The organism is Luteimonas sp. Soil_C_16, from assembly GCF_057657295.1.
Genome location: NZ_JBDGIS010000008.1, coordinates 168,973 through 186,759, shown reverse-complemented (window position 1 = coordinate 186,759; position 17,787 = coordinate 168,973). Strand labels below are relative to the sequence as shown.

Annotated in this window: 16 protein-coding genes; 6 read left to right on the top strand and 10 right to left on the bottom strand. The window is 70.2% G+C overall.

Annotated features, from left to right (window positions below):
• Positions 1–9 precede the first annotated feature (9 nt).
• On the bottom strand, positions 10–882 hold the full coding sequence (gene nadC, locus AC3A5T_RS15255) for a carboxylating nicotinate-nucleotide diphosphorylase (protein WP_487629277.1): 873 nt from the start codon (positions 880–882) through the stop codon (positions 10–12).
• Complete coding sequence (locus AC3A5T_RS15250) at positions 879–1,148, bottom strand: Trm112 family protein (RefSeq protein ID WP_487629276.1); 270 nt, start codon at positions 1,146–1,148, stop codon at positions 879–881. The genes nadC and AC3A5T_RS15250 overlap by 4 nt, the downstream gene beginning before the upstream one ends.
• A 125-nt stretch (positions 1,149–1,273) precedes the next feature.
• Here AC3A5T_RS15250 and purE point away from each other — a divergent pair, with 125 nt between their 5' ends.
• A complete protein-coding gene (gene purE, locus AC3A5T_RS15245) occupies positions 1,274–1,777 on the top strand; it encodes a 5-(carboxyamino)imidazole ribonucleotide mutase (RefSeq protein ID WP_487629275.1) in 504 nt (167 codons plus the stop codon).
• Positions 1,774–2,925 carry a 5-(carboxyamino)imidazole ribonucleotide synthase gene (locus AC3A5T_RS15240; protein WP_487629274.1) on the top strand — a complete coding sequence of 384 codons (1,152 nt, stop codon included), beginning with the start codon at positions 1,774–1,776 and terminating at the stop codon, positions 2,923–2,925. The genes purE and AC3A5T_RS15240 overlap by 4 nt, the downstream gene beginning before the upstream one ends.
• A gap of 45 nt (positions 2,926–2,970) precedes the next feature.
• On the opposite strand, the gene AC3A5T_RS15235 is transcribed toward AC3A5T_RS15240, so the two are convergent.
• The 8 genes from AC3A5T_RS15235 to AC3A5T_RS15200 form a co-directional block, all read right to left on the bottom strand.
• Entirely contained in the window at positions 2,971–3,390 is a 420-nt protein-coding gene (locus AC3A5T_RS15235) for a VOC family protein (RefSeq protein WP_487629273.1), read from the bottom strand.
• Positions 3,391–3,624: 234 nt separating this feature from the next.
• Positions 3,625–4,428, bottom strand: a complete 804-nt coding sequence (locus AC3A5T_RS15230) for a heme ABC transporter ATP-binding protein (RefSeq protein ID WP_487629272.1) — start codon at positions 4,426–4,428, stop codon at positions 3,625–3,627.
• On the bottom strand, positions 4,425–5,477 hold the full coding sequence (locus AC3A5T_RS15225) for a FecCD family ABC transporter permease (protein WP_487629271.1): 1,053 nt from the start codon (positions 5,475–5,477) through the stop codon (positions 4,425–4,427). Before AC3A5T_RS15225 ends, AC3A5T_RS15230 begins: the two co-directional genes overlap by 4 nt.
• Complete coding sequence (locus tag AC3A5T_RS15220; RefSeq protein ID WP_487629270.1) at positions 5,474–6,523, bottom strand: heme/hemin ABC transporter substrate-binding protein; 1,050 nt, start codon at positions 6,521–6,523, stop codon at positions 5,474–5,476. Before AC3A5T_RS15220 ends, AC3A5T_RS15225 begins: the two co-directional genes overlap by 4 nt.
• Before the next feature lie 74 nt (positions 6,524–6,597).
• A complete protein-coding gene (locus AC3A5T_RS15215; RefSeq protein ID WP_487629269.1) occupies positions 6,598–7,980 on the bottom strand; it encodes a Vgb family protein in 1,383 nt (460 codons plus the stop codon).
• Positions 7,981–8,078: 98 nt separating this feature from the next.
• Entirely contained in the window at positions 8,079–9,398 is a 1,320-nt protein-coding gene (locus AC3A5T_RS15210) for a class I SAM-dependent methyltransferase (protein ID WP_487629268.1), read from the bottom strand.
• Positions 9,395–10,432, bottom strand: coding sequence for an alpha/beta hydrolase (locus AC3A5T_RS15205; protein WP_487629267.1), 1,038 nt, complete (start codon positions 10,430–10,432; stop codon positions 9,395–9,397). The genes AC3A5T_RS15210 and AC3A5T_RS15205 overlap by 4 nt, the downstream gene beginning before the upstream one ends.
• A gap of 106 nt (positions 10,433–10,538) precedes the next feature.
• Positions 10,539–12,806, bottom strand: coding sequence for a TonB-dependent siderophore receptor (locus AC3A5T_RS15200; RefSeq protein ID WP_487629266.1), 2,268 nt, complete (start codon positions 12,804–12,806; stop codon positions 10,539–10,541).
• 277 nt (positions 12,807–13,083) lie between these two features.
• Between AC3A5T_RS15200 and AC3A5T_RS15195 the strand changes: the two genes are divergently transcribed.
• The 4 genes from AC3A5T_RS15195 to AC3A5T_RS15180 are packed head-to-tail and all read left to right on the top strand — an operon-like array spanning position 13,084 to position 17,765.
• Positions 13,084–14,292 carry an MFS transporter gene (locus tag AC3A5T_RS15195; protein WP_487629265.1) on the top strand — a complete coding sequence of 403 codons (1,209 nt, stop codon included), beginning with the start codon at positions 13,084–13,086 and terminating at the stop codon, positions 14,290–14,292.
• Positions 14,289–15,455 (top strand): isochorismate synthase, encoded by a 1,167-nt coding sequence (locus AC3A5T_RS15190; RefSeq protein ID WP_487629264.1) that lies wholly within the window; start codon positions 14,289–14,291, stop codon positions 15,453–15,455. The genes AC3A5T_RS15195 and AC3A5T_RS15190 overlap by 4 nt, the downstream gene beginning before the upstream one ends.
• Positions 15,456–15,480: 25 nt before the next feature.
• Positions 15,481–17,130, top strand: a complete 1,650-nt coding sequence (locus AC3A5T_RS15185) for a (2,3-dihydroxybenzoyl)adenylate synthase (protein WP_487629263.1) — start codon at positions 15,481–15,483, stop codon at positions 17,128–17,130.
• The gene (locus AC3A5T_RS15180; protein ID WP_487629262.1) at positions 17,130–17,765 is read left to right on the top strand and encodes an isochorismatase family protein; all 636 of its coding nucleotides are present in this window, start codon (positions 17,130–17,132) and stop codon (positions 17,763–17,765) included. The genes AC3A5T_RS15185 and AC3A5T_RS15180 overlap by 1 nt, the downstream gene beginning before the upstream one ends.
• Positions 17,766–17,787 lie beyond the last annotated feature (22 nt).

The window sequence follows — 17,787 nt, the reverse complement described above, 5'->3', positions numbered from 1 at the left end:
CGAGCGCGATCAGGTCGGCGGCGGGCCGAGCTTGAGCGACAGATCGATCGCGCGGACGTGCTTGGTAAGCCCACCGATCGACACGAAGTCCACGCCGTCCTCGGCGATCGCGCGCAGGCCGTCGAGATCGACGCTACCCGAGACTTCCAGCGGAATGCGTCCGTCGTACGGCGCGGCGTGCGCGATCCGCACGGCCTCGCGGCGCGTGGCCGCGTCGAAATCGTCGATCAGCACGCGCGTGCAACCGGCATCGAGCGCGGCGCGCAGTTCGTCCAGCGTCTCCACCTCGATCACCAGCGGCAGGCCGGGCGATTGCGCACGCGCGGCATCGACCGCCGCGGCGATCCCGCCGGCCGCGCGCACGTGGTTTTCCTTGAGCATCACCGTGTCGTAGAGGCCGATGCGGTGGTTGTGGCCACCGCCGACCCGCACCGCGTATTTCTGCGCCAGTCGCAGGCCGGGCAGGGTCTTGCGGGTATCGAGAATGCGCGTGCCGGTACCGGCCACTGCGGCGACGTGGCGCGCGGTGACGGTCGCCGTGGCGCTCAGCGTCTGCATGAAATTGAGCGAGGTGCGTTCCGCGCTGACCAGCGTGCGGGCACGGCCTTCGAGCGTCGCGAGCACGGTGCCGGCGATGACGTGGTCGCCCTCGGCCACGCGCCACTCGATGCGCACCTCGGGATCGAGCGCGCGATGGCAGGCGTCGAACCAGGGACGTCCGCAGACCACGGCGTCTTCCTTGCACAGCAGGTACGCGACGTCGTCGTGATCGGGCAGCAGCGCCGCGGTGACGTCGCCGCTGCCGATGTCTTCGGCAAGCGCGGCTGCGACGTTGGCCGCGACCGCCGCGTGCGGGATGTCGAAGCGGTCGGTTCCGCTCATGCCTTCGGGAAGTCGGGAATCTGCGCGGTGCCGATCGCTTCCTCGACGAGCAGCACCGGAATGCCGTCGTCGACGCGGTAGACGCGCTTGCGATCGTGGGTGATCAGCGCTTCGCGCACCGGACCGGCCTGCGCGGCGCCGTCTTCGCGACGCGCCGATCCCGCGGCGATCGCCGCATTGAGCGCGTCGAGGCCCGCAGCATTGAGCAGCGTGAGCGGCTGGCGGCTGGCGGGGCAGACGAGAATATCGAGCAGCTTGCGGTCCATGGGCGGTCTTGTGCGGGCAACGGGAGCGGACCGGAAGGTTAGCATTCGGCGATGCGCCGCCGTGGCATCCAAGCACGATGGCGCCGGGACGGATAAAATGCGTCTTTGTGGCCGGGGACCCCCAAATGACCGCCAGTTCCGTTCCGCCGAAGGTCGGCATCGTGATGGGATCGCGATCCGACTGGGACACGATGCAGCACGCCGCGCAGAAGCTCGAGCAGCTCGGCGTCCCGCACGAAGTCCGCGTGGTGTCCGCGCACCGCACCCCCGACGTGCTGTTCGAATACGCCGCCAGCGCGCAGGCGCGTGGCCTGCGCGCGATCATCGCCGGCGCCGGTGGCGCGGCGCATCTGCCGGGCATGCTGGCGTCGAAGACCGCGGTGCCGGTGCTCGGCGTGCCGGTGCAGTCGAAGGCGCTCAACGGCATGGATTCGCTGCTGTCGATCGTGCAGATGCCGGCCGGCATTCCGGTGGCGACGTTCGCGATCGGCAATGCCGGGGCCGCCAATGCGGCGCTGTTCGCCGCGGCGATGCTGGCGTCCGATGATGCCGCGGTCGCCGCTGCACTCGCCGAGTTCCGTCAGCGCCAGACCGACGACGTCGCCGGCAACGACGACCCGCGTCGATGAGCGCGACGACGGTCGGCATCCTCGGCGGTGGCCAGCTCGCCCGCATGCTCGCGCTGTCGGGCGCGCCGCTGGGTCTGCGCTTCCTGGTGATGGACACCGCCGACGACGCCTGCGCGGGGCAGTTCGCGCCGCTGCTGGTCGGCGATTATCGCGACGAGGCCGCGCTGGCCGAATTCGCCGGCAAGGTGGATGTCGCGACCTTCGATTTCGAGAACGTGCCGGCCGAGAGCGCGCACTGGCTCGCCGAGCGCGTGCCGGTGTTTCCCAATCCCGGTGCGCTGGCACTCACCCAGGACCGGCTTGCCGAGAAGACGCTGTTCCGTGAACTCGACATCCCGGTGCCGGACTTCGGCGACGTCGCCACGCGCGCGCAGCTCGACGACGCCGTCGCGCGTATCGGCACGCCGTGCATCCTCAAGACCCGGCGGCTGGGGTACGACGGCAAGGGGCAGTTCCGGATCAAGTCGCCGGCCGACGTCGATGCCGCGTGGGATGCACTCGGTGCGCAGGCAGACACGGTCGGGTTGATCCTCGAAGGCTTCGTCGCGTTCCAGCGCGAACTCAGCGTGGTCGCCGTGCGCAGCCGCGATGGCGAGTTCCGCGCCTGGCCGTTGACCGAGAACTGGCATGTCGACGGCGTGCTGTCGGCGAGCCTGGCGCCGGCGCGTGTCGATGCGTCGCTGCATACGATGGCGCTGTCGCATGCGCGCGCGATCGCCGAGCGTCTCGGTTATGTCGGCGTGTTCGCGCTCGAGCTGTTCTGCCGCGATGGCGAACTGCTCGCCAACGAGCTCGCGCCGCGCGTGCACAACTCCGGGCACTGGACGATCGAGGGCAGTGAGACCTCGCAGTTCCAGAACCATCTGCGTGCGGTGCTCGGTCTGCCGCTGGGCGATACCGCCGTGCGCGGCGTGGTCAGCATGCTCAACTGGATCGGCGCGATGCCCGATGCCGCGCCGGTGCTGTCGACGGCCGGCGGACACTGGCACGACTACGGCAAGCAGTCGCGCGACGGCCGCAAGGTCGGCCATGCGACGCTGCGCGCCGACGAGGCGGAGGCACTCGCGCAGCGGCTGGCGGATGTCGGCGAAGCGCTGGGCCGGCAGGCGCAGGTCGCGCCGGTCGTCGCGCGTCTGCGCGAAGGCTGATTGCTGCATCGGAGCGCGCGAGCGCGCTCCCGACAGATCAGACGCTCACTCGGTCCACGGATCGTAGCTGCCGAACCACCACAGATGGCCTTCCGGGTCGCGGCAGGAATAGCCGCGACCGCCGTAGGGCTGATCGGCGATGTCCTGCACGATCTCCGCGCCCGCGGCCTTCGCGCGTGCGTAGTGCGCGTCGGGATCGGTCACGACGACGCAGGGACTCTGGGTGGTGCGGCCGCCGATGTCGCGCGGCTGGGTGATCAGATCGCCCCATTCACTGCCGCGCTGCGTCGAGCCGAGCATCAGCATCCCGCTGCCGAACACCAGCTGCGCGTGGTGGACGGTGTCGCCGTCGGCGTACACGGCCTGGACCTGGAAGCCGAAGGCGTCGCGGAGCCAGTCGATCATGCGCGGGGCGTCGTCGTAGCGCAGGCAGGGGATGATGGTGGAACCGGCGGAAGGGGACATCGCGGGTCTCCGGCTTTTGCGCGATTGGCTGCGGTGGCTCGATGATGCGCTGGTGGCTTCGCGGCGCCAAGTGGAGCGGGTTCTGGTGCGGCGCGAAGGAGTGTGCCCCTCACCAACCCCTCTTCCAGAGGGAGAGGGGCCTTGGACTTCGCGGGCGGCGGGTGTCGCTGACGACTGATGCGGTATCGAGTCGGCGTGTGTCGAACAGCGTGCGAACAGGCGGATCCGCTTGAATCAGCTCGGCGAGCGCGGATCGTCGCTGACCACCAGCGGCACGCCGCGGGTCGGGTGTTCGAGCACCAGGACCGGTTGCGCATAGACGCGTTCGATCGTCGCCTGGGTCAGCACTTCGCGCGGCGTGCCGTCGGCGGCGATGCGGCCCTGGTGCAGCATCGCGATGCGGTCGGCGTAGCCGGCAGCGAGGTTGAGATCGTGCAGGACGACGATCACGCAGGCGCCGTCGTCGGCGAGACCGCGGGCGATGCGCAGCACGGCTTCCTGATGCTGCAGGTCGAGTGCGGCGGTGGGCTCGTCGAGGAAGACGACCGGCGTGGTCTGGGCGAGCACGCGCGCGAAGGCCGTGCGTGAGGATTCGCCGCCGGACAGGGTCTGCACATCGCGCGCGGCGAGGTGGGTGACGTCGGCCGACACCAGCGCTGCGTCGACGATACGGCCGTCGGCGTCGGGATCCGGCGCATGCGGCAGACGGCCCATTGCGACGACTTCGCGCACGCTGAAGCCGAAGCGCACCGCGTGGTCCTGTGGCAGCACGCTGCGCTCGCGGGCGAGCGGTCGGGCTTTCCAGTCGCGGAGTTCAGCGCCCGACAGACGGACGCGCCCCGCGGCAGGCACGAGATCGCCGCTGGCGACCGCAAGCAGGGTCGACTTGCCGGCGCCGTTCGGGCCGACCAGTGCAGTGAGCGTGCCGCGTGCGAAGCGCAGGTCGACCGCGTCGAGAATCGCGCGGCCGTCCATGCGCACGGTCACGCCGTCGAGTGCGAGCACGTCGTGCGCGGCGTCGGCATGGTCGTGACTCATGCGGCGCCCTTGCGGCGCAGCACCAGCCACAGGAAGAATGGCGCACCGAGCGCGGCCGAGAACAGGCCGAGCGGGATTTCGGATGGCGGATCGAGGCTGCGCGCGGCCGTGTCGGCAACGACGATCAGCAGGCCGCCGGCAACGGCCGACAGCGGTACCAGCCAGCGATGGCCGGGGCCTGCGAGCAGACGCACGAAATGCGGTACGACGAGGCCGACGAAACCGACCACGCCGGCGAACGCGACCGCCGAGCCGACCAGCAGCGCGCAGACCGCGATCAGCATCAGCCGCGCGCGTTTGACGTCCAGACCGATGTGCTGGGCCTGACGTTCGCCGAGCGCCAGCATGTCGAGCGGCGTCGCGAGCGCGCGCAGTGCGACCGCGCCGAGTGCGAAGGCGGGCAGGGCCGCCAGCATCGAGTTCCAGTTCGCCATCGCCAGCGAGCCCATCTGCCAGAACACCAGCGACTGCAGTTCGTCGGCATCGGCGATGTAGGTGAAGAAGCCGATCGCCGCCGAACACGCGGCTGCGATCGCGATGCCGACCAGCAGCAGCGTCGCGGTGCCGGTGCCGCGATCGGGCCGGGCCAGCACGTAGATCAGCGTCGTCGTCGCGGCGCCGCCGAGAAATGCCGCGACCGGGATTGTCCACGCACCGAACGCGGTCATCCCGAGCACGATCGCCGACACCGCGCCGAGCGCGGCGCCATGGGTCACGCCGACGATGCCGGGATCGGCCAGCGGATTGCCGAACAGGCCCTGCAGCCCCGCGCCGGCCATCGCCAGCGACGCGCCGACGATCACCGCCAGCAGCGCACGCGGCACGCGCAGGTTCCAGACCACCGAGATGTCGCGTTGTGTGAGCGCGCCGGCATCGACGAGGCCCAGCTTGTGCGCGATCACGTGCACCACGTCGCCGGGCGGAATGCGCAGCGGACCGATGCCGAACGACAGCACGATCACGATCACCAGCAGGGCGAGCATGCCGACGAACAGCAGCCCGCCAGGCGGTCGCCGGACCAGGCCGGTGCGTCGTGCCGCTCCGGTCATGCGCCGGGCGCGGTGTCGAGTTCGGCGGCCAGCGCGGTCAGCGCCTGCGCCAGCGCGACCGCGCCGGTGCCGCCGCCGATGCTGCTGACCTTGAGCTGCGTGTCGGGCATCACCCAGACGCGATTGGCGAGGCCGGCCGGCGTCTGCTGCAGCGTCGGATACGCCTTCCACAGACCGGCTTCACCGCCGAACACGCGCAGGTCGTCCTCGCTGACGAGGATCACTTCCGGTTCGACCGCGACGATGCCCTCGTTGCTGAGCTGCGAGTAGTTGGCGACCTTGGCTTCGTCGCCGACGTTGATGCCGCCCGCGAGGCGGATCAGCACTGCGGCCGCGGTGTCGGCGCCGCCGACGGTCGGCGATCCGCCGCCACCGGTCGCGGAAATATGGATCACGCGCGGCTTGCGCGTGTGTGTGGCGGCGATGCGCGCGGCTTCGTCGAGCTGTTGCTGCACCTGCGTGGCGAGCTGTTCGCCTTCATCGGCGTGGCCGAACACGGTGGCGAGCTTGCGCACCTTGTCGGGAATCGGCTGCAGCTCGTCGACGATCACCAGCGTCTGCCCGGCATCGCGCAGCGGCTGCGCGAGCTTGCCGTGGCGGCGCAGGCTGTTGCCGACGAACAGGGTGCCGTCGAGGCTCAGGATGCCTTCGACGCCGGTGGTGCGGTTGAACAGAAAATGGTGTTGCGCATCGCGGCCGGTGTCGGTGACGGCATTGGTCGGCGCGGCGAACACCTGGTCGGACAGGCCGAGTGAATCCATGACCATCACGATGTCGTCGTTGCCGACGATCGTGCGGCTGGTATCGGCGATGGTGACGTCGACGCCGTCATCGGACCGCACCGTGACCGGCAGGTCCTGCTGCGAACGTGCGACGCGCGGGATGTCGGTACCGGCGATCCGCAGCCAGCCTTCCGACAACGCATCCGGCGTGGCGCGTGCATCGGTCGACGATGCAGCCTCGGGCGGCGTGGACGACGGCGCGCACGCGGCGAGCGCGCAGGCGAGGGCAAGGAGAAACGGAGCGCGCAGGCGATGTTCGGACATCAGCAATCCAGTTCGTAAAAGACGGCAGCCGGACCGGAGTCCGGCCGCCGTGGGGCCATTTTACCGCGGTTTCCTCACTCGGCCTTCGGCGCGATCCGGCGGATCTGGTCGCCGTCCTGGTCCTCGGCGCCGCGCGACTTGTTGACCGCGTACACCGTGCCGTCGCCGGTCGGCAGCACGTGGTTGGGGAACGTGCCGCCATCGAGGTTCGCGACGATGTTGCCGTTCGCGTCCACCGCCGTGATCGTGCCGGCACCGCGGCTCGCCACGTAGGCGAGCTTGCTGTGCGGATCGAAGGCGACGTACACGGCGCCGGCGCCGACGTAGACGTCGTGCAGCACTTCACCGGTGTCGGCGTTGGCGATCACCAGGTTGTCGCTGCCCTGCGCCGCGACGTAGAGACGACGGCCTTCGGGATCGATCGCGACGCCGATGCCGCCATTGACCGACGGGAAGCGGAACATCTTGTCGACCGCGCCGGTCGCGCCGTCGAGTACGACGACCTCGCCGGTCGACAGCCCCACCGAGTAGAGCTTGCCGGCCGCGCGGTCGAGCGTCAGCGCCATCGGACCGAACTCCTCGCCGCGCACTTCCGACGCGACGGTCAGGTCCTGCACCAGCTCGAGCGTCGTCGCATCGAAGGCCACGAACTTGCCGCCGCCGAAGCCACTGGCCCAGACGCGGTTGTCCTTGGTGTCGACGACCAGATCGCGGCCGTGCGGCAGCACGCCCTTGTCGAACTGCTTGACCAGCGACAGGTCGGACTGCTTGTAGACGGCGACCGTGTCGTCGCGGGTATTGGTGACCCAGACGTTGCCGTTGACGTCGTCGACGGCCACGCCGTAGACCGCGTACACGCGGCCATCGGTCTGGCCTGCGACCTGGGCCGGCGTGACCCGGGCCGTGACTTCGAGCGTGACGGGATCGAGCTTGAGCAGCTCCGACTGCGTGACCGGCGGACGGCCGACGGCGGCCGTCACGAACAGCGCATTCGACGCCTCGCTGTGCGCGACCTGGTACAGGCCCTGCACCAGCTTGTTGGTGGTCACGTCGTAACGCTCGGCGCCGGACAGCGGCAGTTCCTTCGAGATCTTCAGATCGAACACGACGGCGGCATCCGGGTTGGCGGCGCGCACGACGACCGGATGACGACCGGTCACGGCGTCGGCCGGGATCTGCACATTGCCCTTGAAGCGGCCTTCGGCATCGGCGGTCCAGGGCTGGGCGTTGAGCACGGTTTCGCCACGCAGCAGCGTGACCGACTGGCCGGGCTGGAAGCCGGTGCCGTTGAGCTCGACCGTGTCACCGGCCTTGATCACCGGGCTGCCGGCGCGCACGGCGCCCTTGAAGTCGATGGCCGGCTGGCCGAAGCCCTGCGCACCCGCGGCGCCGACGGCGGCGCACAGGGCGATGGACAGGGCGGCGAGCCGCAGACGACGCGAGGACAACTTTTGCATGACGAACTCCTGGAGCGTGGATTGGACCGGCGTTCCGTATCGCCGGAAGGACATTGCATGTAGAGGGGGCACAACGTGTGCTGGGCGGGCGACGGCAGTCATCGCGGCACCTGGCGTAAGGCGGCGGACCCGATCGCCGGCAACAGCGCCAACGCGGGAACGCCCGTAAGCGGCGCGAGTTGACGCGACAGCGCATCGGCCGACGTGTCGCGGCTCGACGGCAGGCAGGCATGCACGAAGCCGGCCCAGGTCAGGGCCTGCAACGCCTGGTTGAGCAGGCCCGGCGCGGTGGCGTAGGGCGCGCGCGTGCGCAGCTCGGCGAACGACAGCGGCCCCTGCGCGAGTGCATCGAGCGCCGGTGCGAACAGATCGCGCGCGCCGGTCACCGGGCCGATGCGGGTGTCGAAACGCAGATCGCCGGTGAGCGTGGTCGGCGCGCCGGGCAGGGCGGCGAACACCAGCGCATCGAGTGCGTCGAGATGCGCGGCGTCGTCGAGGCGACGCGCGTCGCGCTGGAACAGGTCGCGGCGCAGGCTCTGGTTGCGCGCGAGATCGCGTGCGGTCTCGGCGAGTGGCCCGGGCGGCAGTGTGCGCAGCCGTGCCTGCAGCTGGCCGGGAATCGACAGCGCATCGATGTTCTCGATCGGCGTTGCGCTGCCGAGAAAACCGCAGCCCACACCCGCGACGTCGCGGATCACGTCGGCGACGTGTTGCGGCTGCCAGTGCGCGCCGAGGAATTCGTGGGCGATGTAGCCCGCAGGTTCGCGCGCCATCGCATCGAGCTGGCGCGACGCGCCCGGATGCTCGGCGAAGAAACCCGCGCCGCCATCGGCGAGATTGCGCAGCAGCGACAGCGCGGTGGTGGTCCGCAATACCGTGTCGCCTTCGAGATGGCGGCTCGCCTCGTGCAGCAGACGCTGCGCGCCCTGCAGCTGCGAGGCGCCCGGATGACTCATGTAGCCGACTGCGACCAGACCCCCGGGCGCGAGACGCCTCTCGACGATCGCAAGGCACGCTGCGCGCACCGCGTCCGACACCCAGGCCCAAAGACCGTGCGAGACGATGAAATCGAAGGACTCGCCCTCGTGCGTGGCGTAATCGCGCAGATCGGCGTGGACGCACTCGAGATTCGCCAGGCCCGCGCGCTCGGCGATGTCGCGCGTCCGCGCGACCTGCGTCGCGTCGGCATCGACGGCGGTGAAACGGCCCGTCGGATTGCAGGCCGCGGCAACCAGTGCGGTCAGGCCTGCGCCGCTGCCGAGCTCGCACCAGCGGTAGGGCCGGGCCAGATCGGGGGCGCGGAAGCCGAGCGCGGTGGCGGTGGCGTGCAGCCACGCCGGCATCTGTTCGCGATGGAAATGCATCGGGTACGCGGCATCCGCCACGTAGCCGTCGATGTCCGTCGCGCGTGCGCTCACCGGTTCGGATCCACGCCGTCGGCGTGACTCGGCGTGTCGCTGTGATCGGCGACGCCGGTGATCGCGTGCAGCGCCCACATCAGCGAGGCGCGGAACATCGGGCCGTGGGTCAGCCCGGGGAACTGGCGGTATTCGACCTGCAGGCCGTCGACCTCGGACAGGCGCTGCGCGAGTTTCTCCGCCGAATCCGGCGGCGCGGCTTCGATGCGGCGCAGATGCACCTGCACGCGCGGATCGTTGAGATCGCGGTGCGCGACCTCGCGCGTGCGCTCGCCTTCGCCCAGGCCGATCAGTACGCGCGCCTGGCGGCCCGCGTTGTTGGCGACGAAGCGCTGCTCGGGCGCGCCGAGCAATGCGCCATCGCCCCACCACAGTGACGGGCTGCCGGCGGCGTAGGTGTCGAACGCGCCGGTGCGCGTGTACAGCACGTGCAGCGCGAACAGGCCGGCCAGCGAATGGCCCCACAGCGTCTGTTGCGTCGGATCGGTGGCAACGCGGCGCTCGACTTCGGGCCGGATCGACCGTTCGATGATTTCCAGCAGCGCATCCGCGCCACCGCCGCCGACGATCGTGCCGCCGTCGCGCACCGGGCGCTCGCCCGCGAACGGCGTGTAGTCGCGCGTGCGCGCTTCGGAATCGATGCGCAGGTCGTTGGCGTAACCCACGAACACCAGCGCGTGCGGCACCGGCTGCGCGGCGAGTTCGGCGAGCAGCGCGTCGTCGAATTCGATCAGTGCGGCGTTGCCGTCGAGCATCCAGAACGCCGGCCAGCCGCCCGCGGGCGCGGCACCCTTCGGCGCGGCGACGTGCACGCGCCAGGTGCGCTGGCCGTCGGCGCTGCTGACGTCGAAACGCTGGAACGCGTAGTGCTGCGAGGCGTGGTTGGCGACGGTGTCGGTGATGAGACGCGTCGGATCGCGCTGCTGCGCGGCGGCGGTCTGCGGCATGGCCTGCAGCGCGAACAGCAGGCCCGCGGCCGCGGCGAGCGTGGCCAGGCGCAGCGGACGGACGGCGTTGGATCGGCGGTTGGACATGCGGGACATCGTGGCGTGTGGGGTTCCGATCTTCGGGCGACGGGCCGGATGCGTCCAGAACGTCGCAAATGAGGGCCGGACCCTGGGCGGTCCGGCTGGTGCGGCATCAGAAGCCGATCTGCATGCTCACGTAGTACGCGCGGCCCGGCTCGTTGTAGGTCGCCGCGCCCGCGTACTGGCTGTTGGACTCGCGGAACAGACGCTTGTCGAACAGGTTGTTGACGCCACCGCCGAGGCTGACCGTCGGCGTGATGCGGTAGCGCGCGCCGATGCCCCAGACGGTGTAGGGCTCGCGCACCTGGCGGACGGACACGCAATCCGCGCCCGCTTCGTCGCAGCGGTCGTCGTTGTTGATGTCGCGCGTCGCCGGTTCCTGCCGGCCGTAGAACGTGCCGGTCAGCAGCAGCGACAGCGCATCGGTGGCCTGCCAGTCGAGCGAGGTGTTGACGGTGTATTCCGGGATCACCGACAGCGGCTGACCGGTCACCTTGTTCTCGTTCTCGATCATGTAAGTGACGTTGTTGTTCCACTTCAGCACGCGGCCGCGGTCGCCTATCAGCGGAATGTTGAGGTTGCCCTCCAGGCCCGAGACCACGGCCTCGGGCGCGTTCTCCCACTGGAAGAGGCGCGCGGGGCGCACGGTCGGCGTGCCCGGCGTCTGCCCGATCGGGGTGAAGCCGGCGACCACCTTGTCCTTGTAGTCGTTGTGGAAGTAGGTCAGCGACGCATGCTGGCCGGAGACCGGCGCCCACTCGATGCCGATTTCCTTGTTGATGCTGGTCTCGGCATCCAGATCGGCGTTGCCGAGGATGTAGCAGCCCGAGCCGAAGCTCGGGAAGTTGTCCGGGCAGCCGAAGCCCATCGTGTAGTACAGATAGTTCGGGTTCGACTGGTAGAGATTCGGCGCCTTGAACGCGCGCGCCACGCCGCCCTTGAGCTTGAGATCCTCGCTCAGCGCGAACTGCACGTTGAGGCTGGGGCTGGCGTTGTTGCCGAACTGGCTGTGGTGGTCGAAGCGCACGCCCGGGGTCAGGATCCAGCGCTCGCCGGCGTAGATGTTGTCTTCGACGAACACGGCCGACGTCTGCGCGTCGGCCTTGCCGCCGCCGCGGTTGGGGTCGAGGCCGGGAATGCCGCCGCCGTTGCCGCCCGACTGCGACATCGAGTACGGATCTTCCAGCGCGCTGTCGCGGTGCTCGAAGCCGACTGTCCAGATGTGCTCGGTCGCGCCGAGGGTCGTCGGCAGATTCACTTCGCCGTCGATCGCGTAGTTGCGCAGGCGCGAGGTCGACGACGCGGTCGCGCTGCCGATCGTGCCTTCCGGCCCGCCGGCCAGGCCTTCGTTGAGGCGCGTGTTGTTGGTGCCTTCGAACGCCAGCGTCACGCGCGAGGACGCATCGCCCCAGCGCCCGCGATGGGTCACCGCGCCGCTGTTGCGGTACATGCGATTGGTTTCGGCGCCCTGTTCGGCGAGCTCGGTCGTCAGCGGCGTGCCGTCGAGGCTGACCGCGCGGTCGCCGGCGTAGATGTTGCCCTGGCGGCTGGTGCCGGCCTCGAACTCGATCACATGCGCGTCGTTGATATCCCAGCGCAGCAGGGCGTTGATGTCGCGATTGCGTACGCCTTCGCGGCCCGCGGGCGGGGTGACGCCGGCATCGGTCAGGAAGTCGGCGTTGAGGTCGAGCGAGTCGGCCTCGGTCTTGTTGACGTTGCCGTAGAGGCGGAACGACAGCGCATCGGTCAACGGTCCGCTCAGGGTCACGCCGGCGCGCTGGCTGCCGCCTTCGACGCCGTGCTGTGGCACCTGGCCGAACAGGCTCAGCGAGCCGCTGAGATCGCCGGTCGGGCGCTTGGTGATGATGTTGACCACGCCGCCCGAGGCGCCGGAGCCGTACCGCGCGGCCGCGGGACCGCGCAGCACTTCGATGCGTTCGACCGCTTCGGCCGGCACCCAGTTGGTGTCGCCGCGCGTGTTGCGCTCGCCGCTGCGGCCCATGCGGATCGAATCGCGCGAACCGACCGGCTTGCCGTCGACGAGGATCAGCGTGTTCTCCGGGCCCATGCCGCGCAGGTCGATCTGGCGGTTGTTGCCGTACTGGCCGGACGAGCTGTTCCCGGTGAGGTTCACGCCCGGCATCGTGCGGATCAGTTCCGACAGATCGTTCGCCGGCGGGCGGCGCGCGATGTCCTCGACCGTGATCACCGAGGTGCCCAGCGCCTGGCGGGCGATGGCTTCGGCGGTCACGCGGACGGTGTCGAGTTCGACGGCGTCGCGATCGGTGTCGTCGGACACGCTCTGCGCCAGGGCAGGCGCGGACAGCAGCAGGGCGATCGAGGCGGACAGGGCAGTGCGGTGCAGAGGGGCGGACGACATGCGGAAACTCCGGCGCTGGTAACTCGCCATGGCGGCGGCAGGCGGTGACGTGGGAAGGGCGTCGCTGGGCGACGTTCGCGAATAGTAAAATGAATGCGAATTATTCTCAATAACGCCATGGCCGCGGAACGATGCATCCCGCGTCGCCAGGACCGCAGCTGGTAAATGCGATCTGTTATCATTTGGGGCTTCCAGCAGGCCTGGGCCCGTCACCCGCCGGATCGCTGATCCGTTGCCCCCGACGGGCCGCTGCTGGCGCCTGCGAACCGAGACCCCGATGCTCACTGCGACGACCGCGCCCCGCACCGCTTCCGCCCTGCCGGCGCTGGTGTTCACTGCCCTCGTGGGCACGATGGCGATGATGGCTTTCGTCGCGGTGGTCGGCCCGGTCGTGCGCCTGCTGGGGTTGGCCGAATGGCATGCCGGCCTGTCGGTCACCGCTGCGGGCGTGCTGTGGATGCTGTCGGCGCGACGCTGGGGCCGGCTCAGTGATCGCATCGGCCGTCGTCGCGTGCTGCTGATCGGTCTGACCGGCTACGCCGTGGTCTACATCGCGATGGCGGTGTTCGTGGACGTGGCGCTGCGGTCGCCGCCGGCGGTGCTGGTGTCGGTGGTGATGCTGGTGGGCACGCGCGCGTTGATCGGCCTGTTCTATGCGGCGATTCCGCCGACCGCCGGCGCGCTGGTCGCCGATGAGGTCGCGCCCGGTCTGCGCGGCAGTGCGATGGCCAAGCTCGGCACGGCGAATGCGCTGGGCATGGTGCTGGGCCCGGCCGCGGCCGGCTGGATCGCCTTCCACGGGATTGCGCTGGCGCTGTACATCGCCGCGGCGCTGCCGCTGCTGGCGCTCGTCGTGCTGTGGTGGCGGCTGCCCGACACGCCGCCTTCGGACAGCGTGCACCAGAAGCCGAAGACGGGCATGGCGCTGGCCGATCCACGCCTGCGCCTGCCGGTGTTCACCGTGTTCGCGGCGATGGTCTCGGTGACGATTGCCCAGGTCGTCGTCGGCTTCTTCGCGATCGACCGGTTGCAGCTGTCCCCGGCCGATGGCGCGCGCGTCGCCGGTCTGGCGCTGACGGCGGTTGGCATCGGTCTGATCCTCGCCCAGTCGCTGGTCATGCGTTTCAAGTCGGTGCCGCCGGCGCGCTGGATCGCGTTCGGCGCGCTGGTCTCCGGCATCGGCTTCGCGTCGTCGGCGCTGGTGGCCGTGCAATGGCAGCTGCTGGCGGCCTATGGATTCGCCGCGTTCGGCATGGGCTTCGTGTTTCCGTCGTTCCAGGCGCTGGCGGCTGATTCGGTCGAGTCGCACGAGCAGGGCGCGGCGGCAGGCACGGTCGCGGCGGTGCAGGGCATGGGCATGGTCGCCGGCCCGCTGCTCGGCACGCTGCTGTATCGCTGGTCGCCGTCGGCGCCGTATCTGTTCGTGGGCGTGGTGCTGGCAGTGCTGTCGCTGGTCGCCACCCTGCACGCGAGGCGGCCCGCATGAGCGCGACCCGCGCCCTCGACGCGCGCGATCCGAATGACGACGTCGCCAGCCTGTTCCGCCTGCACGCGCCGGACCGGCGCCTGGCGACCGACGGCATCCGCACCCGTCTGCCGGCCGGCCCGGCGGCCACGCTCGGCGAACGCGTCGCCACGTTCTTCGCCACGCCGCGCAGCGGACCGGCGCTGCTGGTCGGCGCGCTGCCGTTCGATCCGCACCAGGACGACGCGTTGTATCAGCCCGAGCGCGTCTCCACGCCCGGTACCGGCAGCCTGCCTTCGACGCTCGGCCCGCTGTTCGCCGCGGCGGAACTGCCACCGGCGGCCGACTACGCCGACGCGGTCGCGCGCTGCATCGCCGTGTTGCGCGATGCGCCGGCCGGAGAGGACGCGCTGCGCAAGGTCGTGCTCGCGCGCGGCCTGCGTGTGGAAGCTGCGGCGCCGATCGATCCGCACGTGCTCGCGGTCAAGCTCGGCAGCGATGCCAGCGTGACCACCTATGTCGTGCCGCTGCCGGTCGCGCCGGGCGAGGCGCCCGCCTGGCTGGTCGGCGCGACGCCGGAACTGCTCGTCTCGCGGCGTGGTCGCGCGGTCGTCTCACATCCGCTGGCCGGTTCGGCGCGTCGCGTCGGCAACGAGGCAGAGGACCGCCGCCGCACCGATGCGCTGCTGGCCTCGGACAAGGATCTGCACGAACACCGGTTCGTCGTCGAAGCGATCCTCGACGGCCTCGCGCCGCTGTGCAGCCAGTTGCAGGCGCCACCGCGACCGTCGCTGCATGCGACCGCGACGATGTGGCATCTCGCGACGCGTATCACCGGCACGTTGAAGACCTACGACATCTCGTCGGCGACGCTCGCCGGCGTGCTGCATCCCACGCCCGCGGTCTGCGGCACGCCGCGTCTGCCGGCGCTGCAGGCGATCCGCGATCTCGAACCCTTCGATCGCGGCTTCTACGCCGGCGCGGTCGGCTGGACCGATGCGTCGGGCGATGGCGACTGGTACGTGGCGATCCGCTGCGCGCGCGTGCAGGGCCACGCGATGCATCTGTTCGCCGGGGCCGGTATCGTGGCCGATTCGCAGCCCGCGCTCGAGGTCGACGAGACCGCGGCGAAGTTCATGGCCCTGCGCAACGCGCTCGGCATCGACGACGCCCGCGCGGCCTGAAGACACACCAGGACACCTGTTCCGCATGACCGATGCATCCCCACACACCGTGCCGCTGCGGCAGACGTGGCCCGACGATTTCGTCGCGCGCTATCGCGCTGCCGGCCACTGGCGCGGCGAGACCTTCCCCGGCTTCCTGCGCGAGCGCGCGGCGCGTTTCGCAGACAGCGTTGCCGTCATCGGCGGCGGCACGCGCTGGACCTATGCGCAGCTGTGGGCCGAGGCCGAACGCATCGCCGCGGGTCTGCTCGCGAGCGGTCTGGCGCCCGGCGACCGCGTCGTCGTGCAGCTGGGCAACATCCCCGAATTCGTCGCCGTGGTCTGTGCGCTGTTCCGCGCGCAGCTGGTGCCGGTGTACGCCTTGCCCGCGCACCGGCTGACCGAGGTCGCGCACTTCGCGCGCAAGTCGGAAGCCAGCGCCTACATCTGCGCGGAGCGCTACGAGACCTTCGATTACCGCACGCTCGCCCGCGAACTGCAGACCGAGGTGCCGGCAGTGCGGCAGGTCTTCGTCGTCGGCGATGCTGCGGAGTTCGTGTCCATCGAATCACTCGACGGCGCGCGCGACGCGTTGCCGGGCGATCCAGATCCGCAGTCGGTTGCGTTCCTGCAGATCTCCGGCGGTAGTACCGGGCTGTCGAAGCTGATTCCGCGCACGCACGACGACTACATCTACAGTTTCCGCGCCAGCAACACGCTGTGCGGTATCGATGCGGACAGCGTCTACATGGTCGCGCTGCCGGCCGCGCACAATTTCCCGATGAGTTCGCCCGGCTTCTTCGGCGCGCTGTATGCCGGCGCGCGCGTGGTGCTGAGTTCCGGCCCGGGGCCCGATGCCGCGTTCCCGCTGATCGCACGCGAGCGCGTGACCTGCGTCGGCCTCGTGCCGCCGCTCGCGCTGCTGTGGGCAGATGCCGCGGGCAAGACCGCGCACGATCTGTCGAGTCTGCAGGTGCTGCAGGTCGGCGGCGCCAAGCTGGTACCGGAAGCCGCGCGCCGCGTCGTCACGGGCCTGGGCTGCACGCTGCAGCAGGTGTTCGGCATGGCCGAGGGGCTCGTGAACTACACGCGCCTCGATGATGCCGATGAGCTCGTGCGGACCACGCAGGGCCGGCCGATCAGCGACGACGATGAAGTCCTCGTGGTCGACGATCACGGCGCGCCGGTCGCCGAAGGCGAAATCGGCCATCTGCTGACGCGTGGCCCGTACACGATCCGCGGCTATCACAACGACGACGCGGCGAATGCGCGCTCGTTCACCGACGACGGCTTCTACCGCACCGGCGACATGGTGCAGCGTCTGCCGAGTGGCCATCTGATCGTGCAGGGCCGGGCGACCGACCACATCAACCGCGCCGGCGAGAAGATCTCGGCCGAGGAGATCGAAGACCACCTGCTCGCGCACCCACAGGTGTTCGACGCGGCGGTGGTGTCAATTCCTGACGAATTCCTCGGCGAGCGCAGCTGCGCGTTCGTGATTCCCGGCGATACGAAGCCGCGCCCGGCCGAGCTCAAGGCCTGGGTGCGCGGACGCGGGCTCGCGGCGTTCAAGGTGCCGGACCAGATCGTGTTCGTGGATGCGTTCGGCACCACGGCGGTCGGCAAGATCAGCCGGCGCGAGCTGCGTGCGCAGCTGCGCGCGCGTTTCCTCGATGAACAGAAGGACGCTGGCTGATGGGGCTGCCGAAGATCGCACCGTACCCGCTGCCCACCGCCGCCGAACTGCCGGCCGCGCGCGGCCAGTGGCTGCCCGAAACCTCGCGCGCCGCGTTGCTCGTCCACGACATGCAGCGCTACTTCCTCGCCGCATTCGCGCAGGACGACGCGCCGCTGGCGCCTGCCGTGCAGAACCTCGCGCGCTTGCTCGCGCATTGCCGCGGCGCGGGCATCCCGGTGTTCTACACCGCGCAGCGCGGCCACCAGGACCGGCGCGATCGCGGCCTGCAGGCCGATCTCTGGGGCCCGGGCATGCAGGCGAGTGCCGAGCACGAGACCATCATCGACGCACTGGCGCCGGCCGACGGCGACCACGTGCTGGTCAAGCATCGCTACAGCGCCTTCCAGCGCAGCAACCTCGACACGCTGATGCGCGCGCGCGGACGCGACCAGCTGCTGATCACCGGCGTCTACGCGCACATCGGCGTGCTGTCGACGGCGACCGACGCCTTCCAGCGCGACATCGAAACCTTCGTCGTCGCCGATGCGGTCGCCGATTTCTCGCGCGCCGACCACGACCTCGCGCTGCACTGGATCGCGCGCACCTGCGGCGTGCCGCTGACCACCGACCGACTTCTGGAGATATTTCAGTGACTGTGGACCGCACCGGCCCGTT

What these genes read in the sequence shown, in the direction of transcription:
- AC3A5T_RS15195 (WP_487629265.1), top strand. Translation starts at nt 13,084, where the DNA reads ATGCTCACTGCGACGACCGCGCCCCGCACCGCTTCCGCCCTGCCGGCG.
- AC3A5T_RS15235 (WP_487629273.1), bottom strand. Translation starts at nt 3,390, where the DNA reads ATGTCCCCTTCCGCCGGTTCCACCATCATCCCCTGCCTGCGCTACGAC.
- purE (WP_487629275.1), top strand. Translation starts at nt 1,274, where the DNA reads ATGACCGCCAGTTCCGTTCCGCCGAAGGTCGGCATCGTGATGGGATCG.
- AC3A5T_RS15250 (WP_487629276.1), bottom strand. Translation starts at nt 1,148, where the DNA reads ATGGACCGCAAGCTGCTCGATATTCTCGTCTGCCCCGCCAGCCGCCAG.
- AC3A5T_RS15200 (WP_487629266.1), bottom strand. Translation starts at nt 12,806, where the DNA reads ATGTCGTCCGCCCCTCTGCACCGCACTGCCCTGTCCGCCTCGATCGCC.
- AC3A5T_RS15190 (WP_487629264.1), top strand. Translation starts at nt 14,289, where the DNA reads ATGAGCGCGACCCGCGCCCTCGACGCGCGCGATCCGAATGACGACGTC.
- AC3A5T_RS15220 (WP_487629270.1), bottom strand. Translation starts at nt 6,523, where the DNA reads ATGTCCGAACATCGCCTGCGCGCTCCGTTTCTCCTTGCCCTCGCCTGC.
- AC3A5T_RS15185 (WP_487629263.1), top strand. Translation starts at nt 15,481, where the DNA reads ATGACCGATGCATCCCCACACACCGTGCCGCTGCGGCAGACGTGGCCC.
- AC3A5T_RS15215 (WP_487629269.1), bottom strand. Translation starts at nt 7,980, where the DNA reads ATGCAAAAGTTGTCCTCGCGTCGTCTGCGGCTCGCCGCCCTGTCCATC.
- nadC (WP_487629277.1), bottom strand. Translation starts at nt 882, where the DNA reads ATGAGCGGAACCGACCGCTTCGACATCCCGCACGCGGCGGTCGCGGCC.
- AC3A5T_RS15230 (WP_487629272.1), bottom strand. Translation starts at nt 4,428, where the DNA reads ATGAGTCACGACCATGCCGACGCCGCGCACGACGTGCTCGCACTCGAC.
- AC3A5T_RS15225 (WP_487629271.1), bottom strand. Translation starts at nt 5,477, where the DNA reads ATGACCGGAGCGGCACGACGCACCGGCCTGGTCCGGCGACCGCCTGGC.
- AC3A5T_RS15240 (WP_487629274.1), top strand. Translation starts at nt 1,774, where the DNA reads ATGAGCGCGACGACGGTCGGCATCCTCGGCGGTGGCCAGCTCGCCCGC.
- AC3A5T_RS15205 (WP_487629267.1), bottom strand. Translation starts at nt 10,432, where the DNA reads ATGTCCAACCGCCGATCCAACGCCGTCCGTCCGCTGCGCCTGGCCACG.
- AC3A5T_RS15180 (WP_487629262.1), top strand. Translation starts at nt 17,130, where the DNA reads ATGGGGCTGCCGAAGATCGCACCGTACCCGCTGCCCACCGCCGCCGAA.